13 protein-coding genes are annotated in these 19,504 nt (G+C 59.9%); 7 read left to right on the top strand and 6 right to left on the bottom strand.

Annotation, left to right across the window (positions count from 1 at the left end):
- Positions 1-21: 21 nt before the first annotated feature.
- Genes JQR87_RS11105 through coxB form a run of 3 tightly spaced genes read right to left on the bottom strand, consistent with a single transcriptional unit; the run spans position 22 to position 3,802 of the window.
- On the bottom strand, positions 22-381 hold the full coding sequence (locus tag JQR87_RS11105; RefSeq protein ID WP_407297203.1) for a hypothetical protein: 360 nt from the start codon (positions 379-381) through the stop codon (positions 22-24).
- Positions 381-2,912 carry a cytochrome c oxidase subunit I gene (ctaD, locus tag JQR87_RS11100; RefSeq protein WP_407297205.1) on the bottom strand — a complete coding sequence of 844 codons (2,532 nt, stop codon included), beginning with the start codon at positions 2,910-2,912 and terminating at the stop codon, positions 381-383. The genes JQR87_RS11105 and ctaD overlap by 1 nt, the downstream gene beginning before the upstream one ends.
- A complete protein-coding gene (gene coxB / locus JQR87_RS11095; protein WP_407297738.1) occupies positions 2,909-3,802 on the bottom strand; it encodes a cytochrome c oxidase subunit II in 894 nt (297 codons plus the stop codon). The genes ctaD and coxB overlap by 4 nt, the downstream gene beginning before the upstream one ends.
- Before the next feature lie 144 nt (positions 3,803-3,946).
- Between coxB and JQR87_RS11090 the strand changes: the two genes are divergently transcribed.
- A complete protein-coding gene (locus JQR87_RS11090) occupies positions 3,947-4,411 on the top strand; it encodes a DUF2231 domain-containing protein (protein WP_407297207.1) in 465 nt (154 codons plus the stop codon).
- Between the two features lie 72 nt (positions 4,412-4,483).
- Here the strand turns inward: JQR87_RS11090 and JQR87_RS11085 are convergent, their stop codons facing one another.
- Complete coding sequence (locus tag JQR87_RS11085) at positions 4,484-4,897, bottom strand: CopD family protein (RefSeq protein ID WP_407297208.1); 414 nt, start codon at positions 4,895-4,897, stop codon at positions 4,484-4,486.
- A 134-nt stretch (positions 4,898-5,031) separates the two neighbouring features.
- Positions 5,032-5,895: an ion transporter gene (locus JQR87_RS11080; RefSeq protein WP_407297209.1), complete on the bottom strand. Its 864-nt coding sequence runs from the start codon at positions 5,893-5,895 to the stop codon at positions 5,032-5,034.
- A gap of 253 nt (positions 5,896-6,148) precedes the next feature.
- Here JQR87_RS11080 and moaA point away from each other — a divergent pair, with 253 nt between their 5' ends.
- From moaA to JQR87_RS11050, 6 genes are all read left to right on the top strand, one after another.
- Entirely contained in the window at positions 6,149-7,144 is a 996-nt protein-coding gene (moaA, locus tag JQR87_RS11075) for a GTP 3',8-cyclase MoaA (protein ID WP_407297210.1), read from the top strand.
- 283 nt (positions 7,145-7,427) lie between these two features.
- Positions 7,428-10,916, top strand: coding sequence for a chromosome segregation protein SMC (gene smc / locus JQR87_RS11070; protein ID WP_407297212.1), 3,489 nt, complete (start codon positions 7,428-7,430; stop codon positions 10,914-10,916).
- A 180-nt stretch (positions 10,917-11,096) separates the two neighbouring features.
- A complete protein-coding gene (gene zipA, locus JQR87_RS11065) occupies positions 11,097-11,918 on the top strand; it encodes a cell division protein ZipA (RefSeq protein WP_407297214.1) in 822 nt (273 codons plus the stop codon).
- A gap of 259 nt (positions 11,919-12,177) precedes the next feature.
- On the top strand, positions 12,178-14,544 hold the full coding sequence (gene ligA / locus JQR87_RS11060; RefSeq protein WP_407297740.1) for an NAD-dependent DNA ligase LigA: 2,367 nt from the start codon (positions 12,178-12,180) through the stop codon (positions 14,542-14,544).
- Positions 14,545-14,854: 310 nt separating this feature from the next.
- Complete coding sequence (locus tag JQR87_RS11055) at positions 14,855-16,171, top strand: Na+/H+ antiporter family protein (RefSeq protein ID WP_407297216.1); 1,317 nt, start codon at positions 14,855-14,857, stop codon at positions 16,169-16,171.
- Positions 16,172-16,300: 129 nt separating this feature from the next.
- The gene (locus JQR87_RS11050) at positions 16,301-17,395 is read left to right on the top strand and encodes an AI-2E family transporter (protein ID WP_407297218.1); all 1,095 of its coding nucleotides are present in this window, start codon (positions 16,301-16,303) and stop codon (positions 17,393-17,395) included.
- 5 nt (positions 17,396-17,400) lie between these two features.
- On the opposite strand, the gene JQR87_RS11045 is transcribed toward JQR87_RS11050, so the two are convergent.
- A complete protein-coding gene (locus JQR87_RS11045) occupies positions 17,401-19,389 on the bottom strand; it encodes a PhoX family protein (RefSeq protein WP_407297220.1) in 1,989 nt (662 codons plus the stop codon).
- Between the last annotated feature and the right edge of the window lie 115 nt (positions 19,390-19,504).

The raw sequence follows: 19,504 nt of genomic DNA, 5'->3' as shown, positions 1-19,504 counted from the left end.
ACAAGTTACGGAGCGCCTCGTTCAGACACAGGGAGGCAGAAAGACCAGCTGCATACCGACAAAGAGGGTCGCCAAAGCCGCGATGAAATGAATCCCGGATGACACCTTGGTCACGAAAACCTGCCGATCATTCAGATCATTCGGTTCCTGTGACAACTTCCAGGTTCGGCGTCCCAGCCAGAGCAGCAGAATAATCACCAGTACGGTGAACAGGCCAAAGCACGCGTTGAGCCAGTTGAACACCCCGTGGCTGGGGTCCGGTGGAGCAATCCCGCAGACCACTGCGTGTGATCCGTACATGGTGGCAAACCATAGGCTCCAGATCGTCAGCCCGAACGGAATCTGAATGGGGTGGAAGACAGATGTGCGGTTGTACTTCATCAGGCACCTCCCCACGCATTCGGGAACAGGACGATCGCCGCATAGGCACTCCAGATCACGCCGAGGTTGTAGTACCAGAGCTGCTCGACCACCACGACCTCATAGGGCGCCTTGTCACCGACGTAGCCGTACATGACCCGCAGTGCCTGGAGCAGCGTGAGGATCGTCGCCAGCCCGCAGTGAATCAGGCCATAGGCCAGGATCACGAACACGACCGCATCGTGCGCCGTCTCGGTGACCTCAAGGTTCGCCGTCAATAGCAACCACAGCAGCATTGCCCACTGCACCGCGCCGATTACGGTGATGGCGCCGAGATTAAGCATCAGGCGCCCGCCATTGCCGCGGCGCAGGCGGCCGGGCACGAGTCGCATCCACAGCGTGCCCACCGTCAGCAGCACAGCGCTTGCGAGCATCAGCCAGCCGTTCAGGCCGGAGTGCTCCGGCACCATCCACTCCGGCGACACGGTCCATAGGTAAAACCAGCCGAACAGCAATGACAGATACAGCGTGCCGTTGGCCAGCAAAGTGACGCCCATGCCCCATAGACCAGGCCCGTCAAAGGTCCGTGAGTGAAGGGGCGGTTCGCCGGGTTGTGTTTGGGCATCGGGCGCGGCGGCGGGGTGCGCGCCGTTTTCCCAGGACCAGCGGAACAGCACGATCAATGTAGCGACCGTGGCGATCAGCGCGACCCAGTAAAACTTGTTCAGCAAACTCAAGCAGAGCACCGCCAGGAACACCGAGGCCACGAACGGCCACCAGCTGTTGCCAGGCAAATGGATGACCTCACGAACGTCCCCGCTTAGCGGGTCCGAACCCCAGGTCTCGCGTCGGCCATGGTCGATGGCCTTCAACGCGTGCTCGGCGCGAGCGATGCTGTTGGGCAGGTCAGGGTCTTTCCACAACGGATGACGGTCGGTAACGTCCGGTAAGCTGACGAAGTTGTACGGGCTAGGCGGCAGGGCAGTCGCCCACTCCAGCGTATCGGCATTCCAGGGATTGGTCTTTGCTGGCTGGCCGAAGCGGAAGTGCAGAACGATATCCAGCAGGATGGTCGCGATGCCGATGGCCATGATGAAGCTGCCGATCGATGAGATGAGATTGGGAAGGTCCCAACCCAACCCTGTGTCGTAGGTATAAACCCGTCGAGGCATGCCGATCAGACCCGTCCAGTGCATGATCAGAAAGGTGGTGTTGAAGCCGATGAATACCAGCCAGAAGCCCCAGCGACCCAGACGCACCGACGGCATGCGACCGGAGAAATGCGGCAACCAGTAATAGAGACCAGCCATCAGCGGGAAGAACATGCCCCCCACCAATACGTAGTGCATGTGCGCGACGACGAAGTGGGTGTCATGCACCTGCCAGTCGAACGGGACCAGTGCCACCATCACACCCGTCAGGCCACCGCAGACGAATATGATCAGAAAACCCACCAGCCAGAGCATCGGCACATGAAACACGGGTTTGCCCAGCCAGAGCGTCGCGAGCCAGGCGAAGATCTGCACCCCGGTGGGAATCGCCACGAGCATGCTGGCTGCCGAGAAGAAGCCCAGCGCCAATGCCGGTATCCCCACGGTGAACATGTGATGGACCCACAGCCCGAAGCTGAGGAAGCCGGTGGTGAGCACACCGAGGACCACCCAGCGATATCCCACCAGCGGCCGCTGGCAGAAGACCGGTAAGAGCGTCGAAACGATACCGGCGCCGGGCAGGAAGATGATGTAAACCTCCGGGTGGCCGAACAACCAGAACAGATGCTGCCAAAGCACCGGGTCGCCGCCCCTGGTGGGGTCGAAGAACGGAAGGCCCGCGGCACGTTCCAGCTCCAGCAGAATGCTGCCCAGGATCAGCGGCGGGAAGCCGAAGACGATCATCACGGCCATGACCAGGATGTACCAGGCGTAGAGCGGCATCTTATGCAGCGCCATGCCATTGGTCCGCGTTCTCAGGATCGATACCACCAGCTCCACGCCGGCGCTCACCGCTGAAATCTCGACAAAGGTGATGCCGAGCAGCCAGAAGTCGGAGTTGACGCCGGGCATGTGCGAGGTGCTGGACAACGGGGTGTACATGAACCAGCCGGCTTTCGGTGCTACGCCCAGGAAAACGCTGGAAAGCAGAATGATGCCGCCGAAGAGATAGCAGAAGTAACCGAGCGAGGACAGGCGCGGAAAAATCAAATCGCGAGCGCCGATCATCTTTGGGATCAGGTAGACCGCCAACCCTTCCATCATGGGCACGGCGAACAGGAACATCATCACCGATCCATGCATGGTGAAGACCTGGTTGTAGACCTCGGGCTCCATCAGCACATAGCCGGGCAGGGCGAGCTGCGTACGGATCAGCATCGCCATCAAGCCGCCGATCAGGAAAAACACCGCGCCGGTGATAAGGAAGCGCAAGCCGATGCTGGTGTGGTTGACGATGGTCAGTGCGCGCCATCCGCGCGGGTTGCCCCAAACGTCGTTGAACTGGTCGTGCAGCTGATCCGGATCGGTGGAGGGTGCGTTGTCCCTGATGGAGGAATTCATGGAGCGAGCGTCTCCAGCCAATCGGCAATCTGATCGAGGGTTTGCGGCGGAATGTCGTCGTGTGCGGGCATCCCGTTGCCGAACTTGAGGGTCTTGTGTTCGCGCAGCCAGCGGCGAAGGCCGTCATGGTCGTTTGTAATCACGCCTGCGCCGAGGTTCGGCCGTGTGGCCAAGTCGGTGAGGTCAGGCGCACGATCACCCGACGTGATGCCGGCGACACGGTGACACTGACCGCATCGTTCATCGAACACACGGCCGGCGTCCCCCGGTGCCCGCTGATTAATGCTGAGGTTTTCCCGAGCGGCGATCCAATCATCGAAACCCGCTTCGTCCAGCGCTTCGACGTGCAATTTCATATGGGCATGCTGCAAGCCGCAGAACTCCGAGCATTGACCATGAAAAACACCGGTGTGCCCGGCTTGCAGGCGGATGACATTGACACGACCTGGCACCATATCCATCTTGCCGCCGAGCCGCGGTATCCAGAATGAATGGATGACATCGGCGCTGGTGACATTCACGTCGATCAGGCGTCCGGCAGGAATGATCAGCTGGTTGGCTGTGGTGACGCCGCTATCGGGGTAGTGAACCTCCCACCACCACTGATGGCCAGTGACCTCTACCTTAAGCGGCTGCTCCCCCTCGACCGGTAACGGCATCATGCTGCGGCCGGTGGGAATGCCGAATATCAGCAGAACAATGATGCTGAGGCTCGGCAATACGATGCCGCCCCCAATGACCCAGCGGCGATTGATACGGAGCGCCTGTTCCTTGCTGGTTTCACGTGGCTTGCGTGCCAGCGCGTATATCCATAGGGCGCTCACGACAACCAGCACCAGCGTGGCGAAGGCGAACATGCCCCACCAGACGTTGGCGATCTGACGCGCCATGTGGCTGGCTGGGTTGAGTGACGACAACGGACCGCCGCAGGCACTTAACAAAGGAACTGCCAGCGCCAGTGTGGTCCATTTCAAGAGGCTGCCGGCTCGTTTGGCGCGGCAGCCGGCCCCCCATAAACGCTGCCGGAGCGCCGAATGGCCCGATACAGAGACTCCATCCACAGCCGCGCTGCGATAGCCGGCCATCCGCTGCACCCCATGTTGATTCACTTTCCCGTCGCCGCGCTGACCGGCTTGCTGCCGGTGGATCTTGCACACTTCTGGACGCTCGATGATTTCTGGTGGCGTGCAGGCTTGTGGTTGTCCGGTGTGGGCGCGCTGGGAGGTTGGATCGCCAGCATCTTTGGTCTGATCGATCTGGTGACCGTGCGCGAGATCCGCCACAAGATCACCGCCTGGTGTCACGCAATTCTCGCCGTGATGATGCTGTCGCTGGCATCGTTGAACTGGCTGCTGCGCTATCAGAACGATGCTCAGAGCATGCAAATGTGGGCGCTCTACCTTTCGGCTATCACCGCTGTACTGATTTCCCTCGCGGCCTATCTTGGGGGACGCCTTGTCTACGAGCACGCCGTCGGTGTCGATCTGGAGAAAGTCTGAATCGATAGCGGCGGGGTATTGGGATCGTTCGGTCATGGGCATCTTCGATTTGATCGAGCGGTTCGGGTACGGCTAGAAGGGCTTCGCCAGGACTAGCCAAAGCGTCGCGGTTATGAATGTCGCGGCGATCGCGCCCAGGAAGCGGCAACGAATACTTACGCTTTGCTCAGGGGCGCGCTCGACGTGGAGAACCAGAACACCGCATAAGGTGTGGCAGATGACCATCCCGGCCACAGTGCTGAGCTTTACAATCAGCCAGCCCTCAACGAGTCCCTGGCGCAGAAACAATGCGGTGCCCGACCCGATTGCGACCAGGGCGGCAGGCGTGCCGATGAGGTTGAACACCATGCGTGTCAGGTGGGCATGGTCACGGTAGAAGAGTGGATCACTGCGCCGAGTGCCAGCGGCTACGAGTGCTGGCAGGTAGAGCAGAGTGCCGCACCAGCAGAGCAAGCCTGCGAAGTGCACAAGTTTGAGCAAGGGCATTCATGTCTCCATCCAGCCCGTGGCGAGTCAGAGGTTGTGACAGCCTCGTGCCTGAGCGGTTCGGAGCGGATGCGTAGGCGTCAGGGTGCGGCGGCTTTGCAGCCCGAACCGCGCGCCTTAGTCTGCCTGGGTGTTTACGTGTTCGGAGTGTCTTGTTCGTCCAGACCCTTGCGTTGGAATAGCTGCGTACCGCAGCGGCTGCAGAAGGATGCGTTGGGTTCGTGGCTCAGTTTTTCGCAGCTGGGGCACCGGTGTTGGAGGCTGTCTGCGCGCATCGCGGTGGCCAGTTCGGCTGTGAAGATACCGGTGGGCACGGCAATGATCGAATAGCCGGTGATCATGACAAGCGTCGCCAGCGCTTTGCCGATCGGAGTCTGCGGCGTGATGTCGCCAAATCCGACTGTTGTAATAGTCACGACAGCCCAGTAGATGCTCATCGGAATGCTGGTAAAGCCGTGAGGGGGCCCTTCCACAACGTACATCAGCGTTCCGAAGATCAACACCATGGTGGTTACGCTGAGCAAGAAGACGATGATCTTCTGCTTGCTGCCGCGAAGCGCGACCATCAGGAAATTGGCCTGGCTCAAATACTGCGTCAGCTTGAGCACGCGGAACACTCTGAGCATGCGGATCGCGCGAATCACCAACAGGTACTGAGCATCCGGCAACAGCAGAGCGATGAAGGCGGGCAGCACCGACAGCAGATCAATGGCACCGTAGAAACTGAAGATGTACTTGCGTGGCTCCGGGTGCGTATAGATACGGAGCAAATATTCGATGGCAAATACGGCAGTGAAAAACCATTCAAGACCAGCCAGCAGCGGCCCATACGCTTCACGATAGGCTGCGATACTGTCGAACATCACGACCACGAGGCTGGCAAAGATGAATACCAGCAACCAGGTGTCGAACCGTTTGCCGGCCGAGGTGTTGGTAAAGAAGATGATGACGTAGAGTCGCTCGCGCCAGCCCATCGATCGGAGGGCTTCGTTATCCATTTGCTCAGGCTCCCGGTTCGGCAAAGAAACGAATTATCGTCGAATATGACTCACGTTCCTAAAGCCTCGTTGCGAACCGATTGCAGCGCGTGTCATCGAAAAGGGTCTACAGGCGCTTAGACGGTGCGCTTCGGCATGATCCATTCGCCGTGATTGGCGTTATCCGAAGTCCACCTTCCAGCTTGCCGGCTTTGCCTCGGAGCGCTTTCAGGCATAGTCTTGCACCATGCGCATCAAGCCGTTGGAGGGCGACATGCCAGATTCAAAGTTGGTCGACCCGTTCGGCCGACGCATCACCTACCTGAGGCTGTCGGTTACCGACCGCTGCGACTTTCGCTGCACCTACTGCATGAGCGAAGACATGGTGTTCGCTCCCCGCGCGCAGATCCTGACGCTGGAGGAGCTCTACGCAGTAGCCGACGCGTTCATCGGTCTTGGTGTCAAGCGTATCCGTGTGACTGGCGGAGAGCCGCTGGTGCGCAAGGGGTTGCCTGGCCTGCTGGCGCGTTTGGGGGCTCGGGTGGAGCTCGAAGATCTGGCGATCACCACTAACGGTTCGCAGCTGCATACGCTTGCTCCGGTTCTGCGTGACGCTGGAGTCAACCGGTTGAATATCAGCCTGGACTCTCTGCGCCGAGACCGTTTTGCAGAACTCACTCGCCGCGACATGCTTGAGCAGGTCATTGCGGGAATCGATGCGGCTCGTAACGTCGGCTTTGATCGAATCAAGCTCAACAGCGTGATTCAGAAAGGTCATAACGACGATGAAGTGCTCGATCTCGTCAACTTCGCGGTTGAGCGAGGCCTGGATATCAGCTTTATCGAAGAGATGCCGCTTGGGAACGTCTCCAGCCATGAGCGGGAGATCACCTTCTGTTCGAGCGAGGAGGTTCGTGAGCGAATCGAGGTCGGGCACCAGCTGATCCGCAGCAGCCACAGTACCGGTGGTCCTTCACGCTATTGGCAGGTTGCCGGTAGCGAAACCCAGGTCGGTTTCATCTCGCCACACAGCAACAACTTCTGCGGCAGCTGTAATCGCGTGCGAGTCACCGCCGAAGGCAAGCTGGTGCTCTGCCTCGGGCATGAGGGTGCGCTGGATCTCAAAACCTTGATGCGCCGCTATCCGGGCGACAGCGAGCGGCTGCGCCAAGCGCTGGTCGATGCGCTCCAGCTCAAGCCCGAAAAGCACGAGTTCCGCACGGACGAGCAGGTTCAGGTGGTGCGCTTCATGAGCATGACCGGCGGCTGATCGATACGGCGCGTTATCGAAGTGACGATCAAGTCCGGGCTGGTCAGCAGCGCTTCTCTCCGCACATGTCCAGCAGAGTGATTGTCTAAGGGGGCGAGCGTTGTATTGCTGCAACTATTCACCTGTGTGTTTGTGCTCCAGGCCCTGAGAGGCGCGATTGGTGCCGTGATAAACTCCGCGGCCTACCGCCAACACGACTCCAGCGAATGCTCCGGGAAATCCACCAAGCCCACCGCGAACTCAGCGCTTCGGTTCACCTCCCGGTTGCCACGGATAGGCCTCCATGCGTCTGAAAAGCATCAAGCTTGCCGGCTTCAAGTCCTTTGTCGATCCGACCACGGTCAGCTTTCCCAGCAATATGGCGGCGGTGGTTGGTCCGAACGGGTGCGGTAAGTCCAATATCATCGACGCCGTACGCTGGGTGATGGGCGAAAGCTCGGCAAAGAACTTGCGCGGCGAGTCGATGACGGATGTCATCTTCAATGGCTCGAACACCCGAAAGCCGGTGACTCAGGCCAGCATCGAACTGATCTTCGATAATTCCGACGGGACCCTGCTGGGCGAGTACGCGGCGTTCGCGGAGATATCCATCCGCCGTCGGGTCACGCGCGACGCGCAAAACACCTATTTTCTCAACGGCGTGAAGTGCCGTCGGCGCGATATCACTGACATCTTCCTTGGCACCGGTCTGGGGCCGCGCAGTTATTCGATCATCGAGCAGGGCATGATCTCCAAGCTGATCGAGGCCAAGCCGGAAGACCTGCGAAACTTCATCGAAGAGGCGGCGGGCATCTCCAAGTACAAGGAGCGCCGCCGGGAAACCGAAAATCGCATCCGCCGCACCCATGAAAACCTGGCTCGCCTGACCGACCTTCGCGAAGAGCTGGAACGGCAGCTGGAGCGCCTGCATCGCCAGGCGCAGTCTGCTGAGAAATACCAGGAGTACAAAGCCGAGGAGCGGCAGCTCAAGGCACAACTGTCAGCGTTGCGCTGGCAGGCGTTGAACGAACAGGTTGGCCAACGTGAGCAGGTGATTGGCGACCAGGAGGTCAGCTTCGAGGCGCTGGTGGCCGAACAACGAAATGCCGACGCCAGCATCGAGCGTCTGCGCGACGGCCATCATGAGCTGTCAGAGCGCTTCAATCTGGTCCAGGGCCGTTTCTATTCGGTCGGTGGTGATATCGCCCGCGTCGAACAAAGCATTCAGCATGGTCAGCAGCGTCTACGTCAGCTGCAGGACGACCTGCGCGAGGCCGAGCGCGCCCGGCTGGAAGCCGAATCGCATCTCGGTCATGACCGTACTGTGCTGGCAACCCTCGGTGAAGAACTGACCATGCTCGTACCGGAGCAGGAGATCGCAAGCGCTGCGTCCGAAGAAGCTGCAGGCCAGCTCGAAGAGGCCGAGACCGCGATGCGGCATTGGCAGGAGCAGTGGGAAAGATTCAACCTGCAGAGCGCCGAGCCGCAACGAGCGGCGGAGGTCCAACAGTCGCGGATCCAGCAGCTGGAGCAGAGTCTGGAGCGCCTGGCGGAACGGCAAAGACGTCTGGAGGATGAGCGCGCCTCGCTCGCTAGCGATCCAGATGATGCAGCAGTGATGGAGTTGAGCGATCAGCTCGCGACTGGCGACCTGGAGCTGGAAGAACTTTCCGCAGCGCAGGAGGAAACCGGACATGCGCTTGAACAGCTCCGTGATCAGTTGCAGCAGGTGGGCCATGCCGAGCAGGAAGCGCTAGGCCAGTTGCAGCGCATGGAGGGGCGTATCGCCTCGCTGGAGGCATTGCAACAGGCGGCCATGGACCCTGGAAAAGGCGTTTCCGAATGGCTGAGCGAGCAAGGGCTGGATCAGCTACCCCGTCTCGCTGAGGGCCTGCGTGTCGAGCCGGGCTGGGAATTGGCCGTCGAAACCGTACTGGGTGCAGATCTTCAGGCGGTACTGCTGAATCGCTTCGATGGGCTCGATTTGAGCGGCTTCGAGCAGGGCGATCTGCGTCTGGTCAACGCGGCGCATGCGGCGGGCTCGGTCAGCGGCAGTCTGCTGGATAAAGTCCAATCCACTGTCGATCTTTCGTCCTGGTTGGGCAGGGTGCGACCGGTAGACGATCTCGATCAGGCGCTCGCCGCCCGCGGATCACTCGCCGACGGCGAAAGTGTGATCAGTCGTGATGGTTACTGGGTCGGTCAGCATTTCCTTCGGGTTCGACGGGCCTCGGAGGCCGAGTCCGGGCTGCTTGCCCGAAGCCAGGCGCTTGCTCAGCTACAGACCGAGCGTGACGAGCAGGCTGCGAGCCTGGCTGTGCTCGCCGAGCGACTAGGGCAGCTGCGCGAGGAGCAACGCGAGCTGGAACAGGCTCGTGACCAGCAGCGCCGTCAGCATCAGGATCTGTCACGTCGGCAGGGCGAACTGAAGGCTCGTCTGTCCGCCAGTCAAGCCAAGCTGGAACAGCTAAGTCTTCGCCGCCGGCGCCTGGAGGAGGAGTTCGCTGAACTCTCCGAACAGCGCGCGCTGGAAATAGAGCAACTGGGCGAAGCGCGTCTGCATTTGCAGGATGCGCTTGATGCAATGGCAGTCGACACCGAGCAGCGCGAGACGCTGCTGGCGAGCCGTGACGGGCTCCGCGAACGATTGGACCGGGTCCGCCAGGAGGCGCGGCGGCACAAGGACCACGCGCATCAACTGGCTGTGCGGATTGGCTCGCTGAACGCACAGCATGACTCGATCCGCCAAGCGCTTGAACGCCTTGAGCAGCAGTTCGAGCGTGCGGTGGAGCGCCGCGAACAGCTGAGTCTGAACCTGGAGGAGGGCGAGGCGCCCCTCGAAGAGCTGCGCATGAAGCTCGAGGAGCTGCTCGAGCGGCGCATGGGCGTCGAAGATGAACTCAAGCTGGCACGCCTGGCCCTGGAGGATGCTGATCGCGAATTGCGTGACGCTGAGAAGCGCAGAACCCAGGCCGAGCAGCAGGCCCAATTGTTAAGAGGGCAGCTCGAACAGCAACGGATGGATTGGCAAGCGCTCAGCGTCAGGCGCAAGGCGCTCCAGGACCAACTGCATGAAGAGGGCTTCGATCTACACGGCGTAATCGCTACGCTGCCGGGTGAGGCCACGGAATCGGCATGGGAAGGCGAGCTTGAGCGATTGGCCGCGCGAATTCAGCGCCTTGGCCCGATCAATCTCGCGGCAATCGAAGAGTACCAGCAGCAGTCGGAGCGCAAGCGCTACCTGGATGCACAGAACGAGGATCTTACCGAGGCGCTGGACACGCTGGAAAACGTTATCCGCAAGATCGACAAGGAAACCCGGAATCGCTTCAAAGAAACGTTCGACCAGATCAACAGCGGTTTACAGGCGCTTTTCCCAAAGGTTTTCGGGGGCGGCAGCGCTTATCTGGAACTTACCGGAGAAGATTTACTCGATACCGGGGTAGCGATCATGGCGCGACCGCCCGGCAAGAAAAACAGCACCATTCACCTGCTGTCAGGTGGTGAGAAAGCACTGACGGCTCTTGCACTTGTGTTTGCGATCTTTCAGCTCAACCCAGCGCCGTTCTGCATGCTCGATGAGGTGGATGCGCCCTTGGATGACGCCAACGTCGGACGCTACGCACGTCTGGTCAAGGAGATGTCGGAGAAGGTGCAATTCATTTACATCACGCACAACAAGATCGCGATGGAAATGGCTGACCAACTGATGGGGGTCACCATGCACGAGCCGGGTTGCTCAAGGCTGGTCGCAGTGGATGTCGAACAGGCGGTGGCGCTCGTTGAGGCTTGAGCGGCGCGTGTTTGAGAGGTAGGCGAAGGTTGGCTAAGACCAATAAAAGAGCCAAGGCGAGCGGTGTAAATCTACCGTTCGTCGTGCTAGTTTAGGGCGCAATTTTACGATGCGCAGATGAGCCTGTTCAGCGGCTGTGAGTTTGCGTCTTTATCATCGAATTCAGGGGTTCAAGCATTAATGGATATCGGTCTGCGCGAGTGGCTGATCGTCATCGGCATCATTGTCATTGCCGGCATTCTTTTCGATGGCTGGCGGCGGATGCGGGGTAGCAAGGGCAAATTGAAATTCAAGCTGGACCGCAACATCGCGAACAGTCTTCCAGATGAAGATGAGTCGACCGAGCTGCTGGGCCCGCCCCGGGTCGTGAGCCGCACCAACGAGCCTTCTCTGGACGAAACCGACCTTCCCTCGATGAGTGCGCGTGAATCTGGCAAGCGTCGTACGGCTGAGCCGCGGCAAGGCGACCTTCACTTCTCTAATGACGACGTGCCGGTTCCTACGCTGCTCGATCCCGTGATGGACGAGGACCAGGAAACAACCAGTGATCTCGGCGAGGACTTACCGCCGGTAGAGGAGGTGCTGGTCATCAATGTCATTTCGCGCGATCAGCATGGCTTCCGCGGCCCGGCGTTGCTGCAGAACATTCTAGAGAGTGGTCTGCGCTTCGGTGAGATGGATATCTTCCACCGCCACGAAAGCATGGCGGGTAACGGGGAGGTACTGTTCTCCATGGCCAACGCGGTCAAGCCAGGGACCTTCGATCTGGATGACATCGACCATTTCACCACGCCGGCCGTGAGCTTCTTCCTGGGTCTGCCAGGGCCTCGTCATCCCAAGCAAGCTTTTGACGTTATGGTTGCAGCGGCACGCAAGTTGTCGCAGGAGCTGAACGGCGAGCTCAAGGACGACCAGCGCAGCGTGCTGACGGCGCAAACCATCGAGCACTATCGCCAACGAATCGTTGACTACGAGCGCCGGCAGATGACGACCAAACGCTGATAAAAAGAACCGCTCGTTTGAGCGGTTTTTTTTTGGGCTCCTATCATCATTTGCAGCTATTCGAGTCGACAAGGTCCGCCGAGCGGATCAATCGCTTCGTTCCGGCTTGCTATATACACATCCCAGCATGCCCCGTCGCCCACCCCGATGCTCCATGCCGCCACGTAACAGGCTAAAATCCTGTCCAGAATATGAACTCAAGGTCGCCCGACGCGCTGGATTTTCGCCCGGTCGGCCTGCAGATATGGCCTCTCATACCATGACGTCCGCCCAGACCGCCGCAGAACGCATCGCCGAGCTGCGCAGCGAAATCGACGCCCATAACTATCGCTACTACGTGCTGGACGAGCCCAGCGTTCCCGACGCCGTATATGATCGTCTCTTCAACGAGCTCAAGGCTCTGGAGGCCGAGCATCCTGAGCTGGTAAGTCCGGACTCACCAACGCAGCGCGTCGGTGGTGAGGCGTTGGCGGCTTTCGGGCAGGTGCGCCATGAAGTGCCGATGCTGAGTCTCGGCAATGCGTTCGACGAGCAGGACTTGATCGACTTCGACCGACGCGCCCGCGAAGGCCTGGATATCCCGTCTGGCGATCTTTTCGGAGGTGACGCCGAGCTGGAATACAGCTGCGAGCCCAAGCTCGACGGTCTGGCCGTAAGCCTGCTTTACGAAGAGGGCAAACTGGTACGTGGCGCGACTCGCGGCGACGGTACCACTGGTGAGGACATCAGCAACAACGTACGTACCGTGCGAAACATCCCGCTGAAGCTGCATGGGGAAGACTGGCCAGCGGTGCTCGAGGTACGCGGCGAAATCTTCATGCCCAAGGCAGGCTTCGAGGCCTTGAACGCGCGTCAGCTGGAAGCGGGTAACAAGCCCTTCGCCAATCCAAGGAACGCAGCAGCCGGCAGCCTGCGCCAGCTGGATTCGAAGATTACCGCTAGCCGCCCCCTGGAGCTCTGTGCTTACGGTGTAGGTCGCTGCGAGGGGGCTCTTCCCGCTACCCACACGGGAATTCTCGAAGCGTTGAAAGGATGGGGCCTACCCATCAGTCGAGAGCTGAAGACAGCCAAAGGTGTCCAGCAGTGTCGCGACTATTTCGAGGCCATTGGAGCAAAGCGGGACTCACTGCCCTATGAGATCGATGGGGTGGTGTTCAAAGTGAACTCCACGGCGCAGCAGCGTGAGTTGGGCTTTCGCGCTCGCGAGCCGCGCTGGGCGATTGCTCACAAATTTCCCGCCCGAGAAGAAGTGACGCAATTGCTGGACGTAGAGTTTCAGGTTGGCCGCACCGGCGCGATCACGCCGGTGGCGCGGCTGCAACCGGTACAGGTGGCAGGCGTAACGGTATCAAATGCGACCCTGCACAACATGGACGAGGTGGCACGGCTGGGGCTGATGATCGGTGATACGGTTATCGTCCGTCGCGCTGGGGACGTCATTCCGCAAATTCTCGGGATCATTCCAGAGCGCCGCCCCGATAGCGCCCGTGCAGTCGAAGTCCCTTCGCATTGCCCTGTCTGCAATTCGGCCGTTGAACGCACCCAGCTGATCAAGCGCAGTAAAGGCCGCGAATCGGTCAGCGAGGGATCGATCTATCGATGCGTAGGCCGGCTGGCCTGCCAGGCTCAGCTCAAGCAGGCCATCATTCATTTCGTATCACGGCGGGCAATGGACATCGATGGCCTCGGTGACAAGATCGTCGAGCAGCTGGTCGATGTCGGGTTGGTCAGCTCGCCGGCTGACCTCTATCGCTTGAGCTTCGAGCAGGTCCTTGCGTTGGATGGCTTTGCCGAGGTTTCGAGCCGTAACTTGCTCAACTCCATCGATGCCAGTCGCAAGCCGTCACTTGCGCGCTTCGTCTTTGCCCTGGGTATCCCCGACGTGGGAGAGGGCACCGCGAAATTGCTTGCGCGGGCGTTGGGTTCATTGGATCGCATCAGCCGCGCGTTGCCCGACGTGCTGGTCTATCTGCCGGACATCGGTCTTGAAGTTGCACACGAAATCCACAGTTTCTTTGAGGACGAACATAACCAGTCCGTCATCAATCAATTGCTGGAGCGTGGCGTGCAACTTCAGGAAGAAGGGGACGTACATCCCGAGTTCGCAGCCTGCGCGACCCTCGCCGGTGTGCTCGACCGGCTGAATATTCCGTTTATCGCCACTACCGGCGCCCAACGTCTTGCCGATCGTTTCGGTAGTCTGACCGGCATCATCGAAGCCGACTGGCTGGACCTGCGTCAGGTCGAACGCCTTACCGAGAAGGCGGCACGCGCGTTGCGTGACTACTTCGACGATCCGGCAAACGCCGCGCGCGCGCGGGCCATCGAGGCCCAGCTGAAGGAATTCGGCATGCACTGGGAGAGCGAGCGGAAAGCGGCCGAGGGCCTGCCATTGGCTGGCCAGACCTGGGTGCTCACGGGCACGCTGGAAAGCATGAGTCGAGACGAGGCCAAGGCGCGTTTGGAGGCATTAGGCGCGAAGGTGTCGGGTTCGGTTTCGGCAAAAACCACTGTCGTGGTGGCAGGCCCGGGCGCAGGTTCGAAATTGGCAAAGGCCAACGAACTTGGGCTTTCGGTTGACAATGAAGCGTCGTTTCTTGAGCGCCTGACCAAACTCGAAGCCTAGCCGGATATCCGTGACGGTATACAGGCACGCCATTGCCGGTATCCAGTTGGAGGCTTAATGATGTCCATGGTGATCCCGGCGCCGCCACCCGCCGCAACGGCGGGTGGAAATGAAGGCTGTAGCGCTCCCGATGTGTGATTTTTTCTGATTCTCGGCCTGTACCGCCTGACACAATCCCCTCATGTTCGTCATATCTCTTGGCCAGCCAGCAGTGGACCTACGGGTGGGGTCACGGCTCTTTTGACACTCCGTCGGGGTTGGGGCAAAGTGCCCGGCTTTTTATCGGCGTTCGCCGCTTCGGGGAGTAGAAATGAATGCAGTGGTAGCGGCAGTCGGCATCATGCTGATTCTTAGTCTTTGCAGGGTTCATGTAGTGGTCGCGTTGATCGCCGGGGCACTTGCTGGTGGCGTTATGGGCGGGTTGGGGCTGGACGGAACGCTTGCCGCATTCAACAAGGGGCTTGGCGGCGGCGCGACAGTCGCGCTTTCCTACGCCTTGCTGGGTGCTTTCGCTGTTGCGATTGGCAAGAGCGGATTGGCCCACGCGCTGGCTGATCGAGCACTCGCCATGGTGGGTAAACGCGAATCCGAGTCGGCCGGTGCCGTAAAGTGGCTGATGATCGGGCTACTGCTTGCGGTCGCGGTGTCGTCGCAGAATATCCTGCCTATTCATATCGCCTTCATTCCTCTGCTGGTTCCGCCGTTACTCTACGTGCTGAGCAAGCTGCAGATTGACCGACGCCTCATTGCCTGCGTCCTCGCGTTCGGCCTAGTGACGCCCTACATGTTCCTGCCGGTCGGTTTCGGTAGCATCTTTCTCCATGAGATTTTGCTGGCCAACGTAGCCAAAAGCGGTGCAGATATCGCTGGGATCAACGTCAGCCATGCGATGCTGATTCCTGCCCTTGGGATGCTGTCCGGCTTGCTGATCGCCCTGTTCAGCTACCGCAAGGCGCGACCCTACGACCTCGCCAGAGTCGACGAGTCGAAAGCGGTGAGCGTCAGCTATAGCCCGCTGACCTTGCTGGTCGCAGGGTTGGCAGTGGCTGCTGCCTTCATCGTTCAGCTGTGGCTGGATTCAATGATCATCGGTGCACTGGTCGGTTTCGTGACCTTTTCAGTGTCCGGCGTGGTGCGCTGGAAGGAGGCGGACGACCTGTTTACCGAAGGCATGAAGATGATGGCGATGATTGGCTTCATCATGATTGCCGCCGCGGGCTTTGCTGAGGTCATGCGTGAAACGGGCGAGGTGAAAACGCTGGTCGATGCGTCAGCCGAGTGGATTGGCAACAGCAAAGCCATCGGTGCGCTACTGATGCTGCTGGTGGGGTTGCTGGTCACCATCGGCATCGGCTCTTCGTTTTCGACCGTTCCTATCATCGCCGCGATCTTTGTCCCGCTCGGGCTCGAGCTCGGATTCAGTCCGCTGGCGATCGTTAGCCTGGTCGGCACCGCTGGTGCACTCGGAGATGCGGGCTCACCAGCTTCTGACTCAACGCTCGGCCCCACCGCCGGGTTGAACGCCGATGGTCAGCACAATCACATCTGGGACACCGTCGTGCCAACCTTCCTGCACTACAACCTGCCGCTTCTTGCATTCGGCTGGATTGCCGCAATGACGCTGTAAGGCCTGTCGGGTACCTCGCGCGCCGTTATCGCAACGGCGCGGTTGCACCATTGATATGTGATACCTCGATCAGCACTCCTGACGACAATCGCTGACTAAGGGATACAACCGCAGCGATAGGATGCATTCGTGAAATCAACCCTCGAGCAGAAGGTCTTTCTCTCTCTGCTGGTCGTCGTAAGTATTGCTTTCGGCTGGATACTGTACCCATTTTACGGGGCGGTATTCTGGGCCGTCATTCTTGCAATCATCTTTTCGCCGCTGCAACGCCGTCTGCAGCGGCGCATGGGCGAGAAGAGGAACCTGACGGCGCTTATCACCTTGTCGGTTTGCCTGGTCGTAGCGGTCTTGCCGGTTATCTTCATAACAGGTCTTCTGGTCCAGGAAGGCTCATCGCTCTATCAGCGGATGGAAAGTGGCCAGCTGGACGTCAGCGAGTTCATCGGTGGTGCCAAGCAAATGCTGCCCGACTCGCTACAACAGCAGTTGCAACGCTTTGGGTTGGGCAGTATCGATCAGATGCGCGAGCGCCTTGCCAGCGGAGCGTTGCAAGGAAGTCAGTACCTTGCCACCAAGGCGTTCAGTTTTGGGCAGGGCACCTTTCAGTTTCTGCTCAGCTTTTTCGTGATGGTGTACCTGTTGTTCTTTCTGATACGGGACGGTCGCGAGCTGGTCGCAAAAATCCGCCGTGCGCTGCCCTTGAGTGATAACCAGAAACGCAGGCTGTTCAGCAAGTTCACCCGTGTGGTCAGGGCCACCGTGAAAGGCAACATCGTGGTTGCCGCTACGCAAGGCTTTCTCGGCGGGGTGATCTTCGCCATTCTGGGGATTCCAGGCGCTTTGCTCTGGGGCGTCCTCATGGCGTTCCTGTCTTTACTTCCGGCAGTGGGTGCCGGATTGATCTGGACCCCGGTCGCCATCTACTTCCTGATGCAGGGCATGGTCGTGCAGAGCGTGATCCTGACGCTCTACGGCATTCTGGTGATTGGCCTGGTAGACAATTTTCTCAGGCCGATTCTGGTGGGCAAGGACACCAAGATGCCTGACTATCTAGTGTTGATTTCAACACTCGGCGGACTCGCCCTGTTTGGCCTGAACGGATTCGTGATAGGCCCACTGGTTGCCGCCTTGTTCATGTCGTCATGGGGCTTGTTCATCAGCCCTGACACAAAGCCGTCCTCTCAACCTCAGACTGGAGGCGCCCGGCCGGAGCCGGACGCCTAGACGGGTTAGAGCACCCGTCCGCCATCGTCTCGGGTGATGATCACGGTCGCCGAACGTGGCCTGCGACCGGGACCATCCGGCCATGTGCTGGTAAATTCGGTTGGCGTGGAGCCTTCCCCCGGATGCTGAATGTTGACGAACAGCGTGCGGAAGTCCGGCGTGGCGGTTATGCCTGTTACCTCGGCACCTTTCGGCCCGACCAGAAAACGCTTGGTTTCGCCGCTCTTCGGATCCGAAACCAGCATCTGATTGTTACCAAAGGGGCCACTGCTCAGTTGGCTACCGCTCATGTCGGTCTGGATCCAGAGCCGGCCTTCCTGGTCGAACCAGAGCCCGTCCGGGCTGGCCATGATGTTCTCTTCGGTCAACGGGCGACCGCGCGGATCACGACTGTCGCTCTCTGGCCCGGCTAGCAGATACAGATCCCATTGAAACTGGGTGCCGATCTGATTCTTGCCCATCTCACGCCAGCGGATAATGTGTCCGGTGGGGTTGGGGGTGCGAGGGTTGGCGGCGTTTGGTTCCTCGCGCGAGCTGTTGTTGGTAAGTGTGAAGTACACCTCACCGGTATCGGGATGGACGGCGCCCCATTCCGGGCGGTCCATCTTTGTCGCACCGACGATGTCCGCGGCGAGACGTGTGTTTATCAACACCTCACCTTGATCGGCGAATGTGACGTTTGCGGCGGCGCAGGCTTGCTGGAAGGCTGCGTCTTCGATGTCCAGCGCCAGCCAGTCGCCGCTACCGTCCGGGTTGAAGCGGGCAACGTACAGAGTGCCCTCGTCGAGCAGACGACCGTCGCTGCGCTGCGGGCGGTACTTGTCGCGGCTGACATACTTGTAGATGTATTCATTTTGGGAATCGTCGCCTGAATAGCAGACGAGCGGCCAGCCCGGCTTGGCTGGTGCGAACACCACGCCCTCATGGCCAAAACGGCCCATCGCGGTGTGTTTGACGGGCGTCGAGTCGGGGTCGAATGGGTCGATCTCGACAATCCAGCCAAAGGTGTTGGGCTCGTTACGATAGTCGGCGCTCGGATCTGCGGCCATAGTGGTCGCATCGAAACGCTCGAACTCGTCGCCGCGAATGGTCTCCCAGCCGTAACGCCCGCGTGAGCGAAGGCCGTAGCGCTCCAGGTGACGAGGCAATTCGCTGTCGCGGACTGCAAAATAGCCGGCCCAGTTTTCCTCGCACGTCAGGTAGGTACCCCAGGGGGTGTAGCCGTTGGCGCAGTTGTTCAGCGTGCCGCGGGTCGATGTGCCGCTCGGGCTGTAGCGGGTCTTCATCAGCTCATGGCCACGGGCCGGACCCTCGATCCGCATCGGCGTCGCGCCGGTTATGCGGCGGTTGCGTGAGGAGGGCAGTACTGACCAATCCCCCTGCGGCCCCCGGCGCACCTCCACGACTGAAACGCCGTGAGCATTGATCTCCTTGCGCACTTCGTCAGCATCGACGCGTTTGCCATCGACAACGGTCGGGCCGTTTGGATGCAGGAGCGGGGCGTCAATGTATTCATGGTTCAGCACGAGCAGGCCGTGGTCGCTCTTGCGGCCCCTGAAGCGGGCATCCATCGGGAAGAAGTGCATACCATCGTGATGCATGCCGGTCTGCTGGGCCTGGTCTTCCGCGCTATTGCTGGCGTCTTCCAGAAATGCCGGATAGCTTCCGCAGATCGGGGTACCCCATGGGATGAAGGTCTTAGCTGAAAAGCCAGCAGGCACGGTAATGGTGTCGGCTCGGGTGACTGAGACCGCACCGAAGGGGAGGCGGTTACGAAGCTGGAAGGGCTGTCCATTGCCAGCCTTGGCCGGTTCGGCCGCTGCTGCGATCGACGGCAGGCCGCCCAGGAAAGCCAGCGCTCCGAATGCTGCTCCGCTAGCCACAACCTTACGGCGTCCCTGGTTGATGACATCCTGAATGTGAGGGTTTCTCGAATGATTGCTCGGCAGCTCATCTCCATTGCCGAACAGTATGTTTTGGCTGTTGTCAGTCACGGTGCAGCTCCACAGGAAAATCGACGGAACTGTGACGTTATGTCCGGCCTGCGACAGGTTTATGACACGCGTTCTGCTGTCGACGAGCGGTTATGTCCGCTATTCCAGAACTTCT

It is taken from the genome of Stutzerimonas stutzeri (genome assembly GCF_051028275.1).
GTDB classification, from domain to species: Bacteria; Pseudomonadota; Gammaproteobacteria; order Pseudomonadales; family Pseudomonadaceae; genus Stutzerimonas; species Stutzerimonas stutzeri_AS.
The sequence above is the reverse complement of the archived record's forward strand: the minus strand, read 5'-3'. Positions and strand labels throughout refer to the sequence as shown.

Coding starts and splice junctions, on each gene's coding strand:
- JQR87_RS11085 (WP_407297208.1), bottom strand. CDS start 4,897: ATGCCCTTGCTCAAACTTGTGCACTTCGCAGGCTTGCTCTGCTGGTGC.
- smc (WP_407297212.1), top strand. CDS start 7,428: ATGCGTCTGAAAAGCATCAAGCTTGCCGGCTTCAAGTCCTTTGTCGAT.
- JQR87_RS11080 (WP_407297209.1), bottom strand. CDS start 5,895: ATGGATAACGAAGCCCTCCGATCGATGGGCTGGCGCGAGCGACTCTAC.
- JQR87_RS11090 (WP_407297207.1), top strand. CDS start 3,947: ATGGCCCGATACAGAGACTCCATCCACAGCCGCGCTGCGATAGCCGGC.
- JQR87_RS11105 (WP_407297203.1), bottom strand. CDS start 381: ATGAAGTACAACCGCACATCTGTCTTCCACCCCATTCAGATTCCGTTC.
- coxB (WP_407297738.1), bottom strand. CDS start 3,802: ATGGCGCGTCAGATCGCCAACGTCTGGTGGGGCATGTTCGCCTTCGCC.
- moaA (WP_407297210.1), top strand. CDS start 6,149: ATGCCAGATTCAAAGTTGGTCGACCCGTTCGGCCGACGCATCACCTAC.
- ctaD (WP_407297205.1), bottom strand. CDS start 2,912: ATGAATTCCTCCATCAGGGACAACGCACCCTCCACCGATCCGGATCAG.
- zipA (WP_407297214.1), top strand. CDS start 11,097: ATGGATATCGGTCTGCGCGAGTGGCTGATCGTCATCGGCATCATTGTC.
- JQR87_RS11055 (WP_407297216.1), top strand. CDS start 14,855: ATGAATGCAGTGGTAGCGGCAGTCGGCATCATGCTGATTCTTAGTCTT.
- ligA (WP_407297740.1), top strand. CDS start 12,178: ATGACGTCCGCCCAGACCGCCGCAGAACGCATCGCCGAGCTGCGCAGC.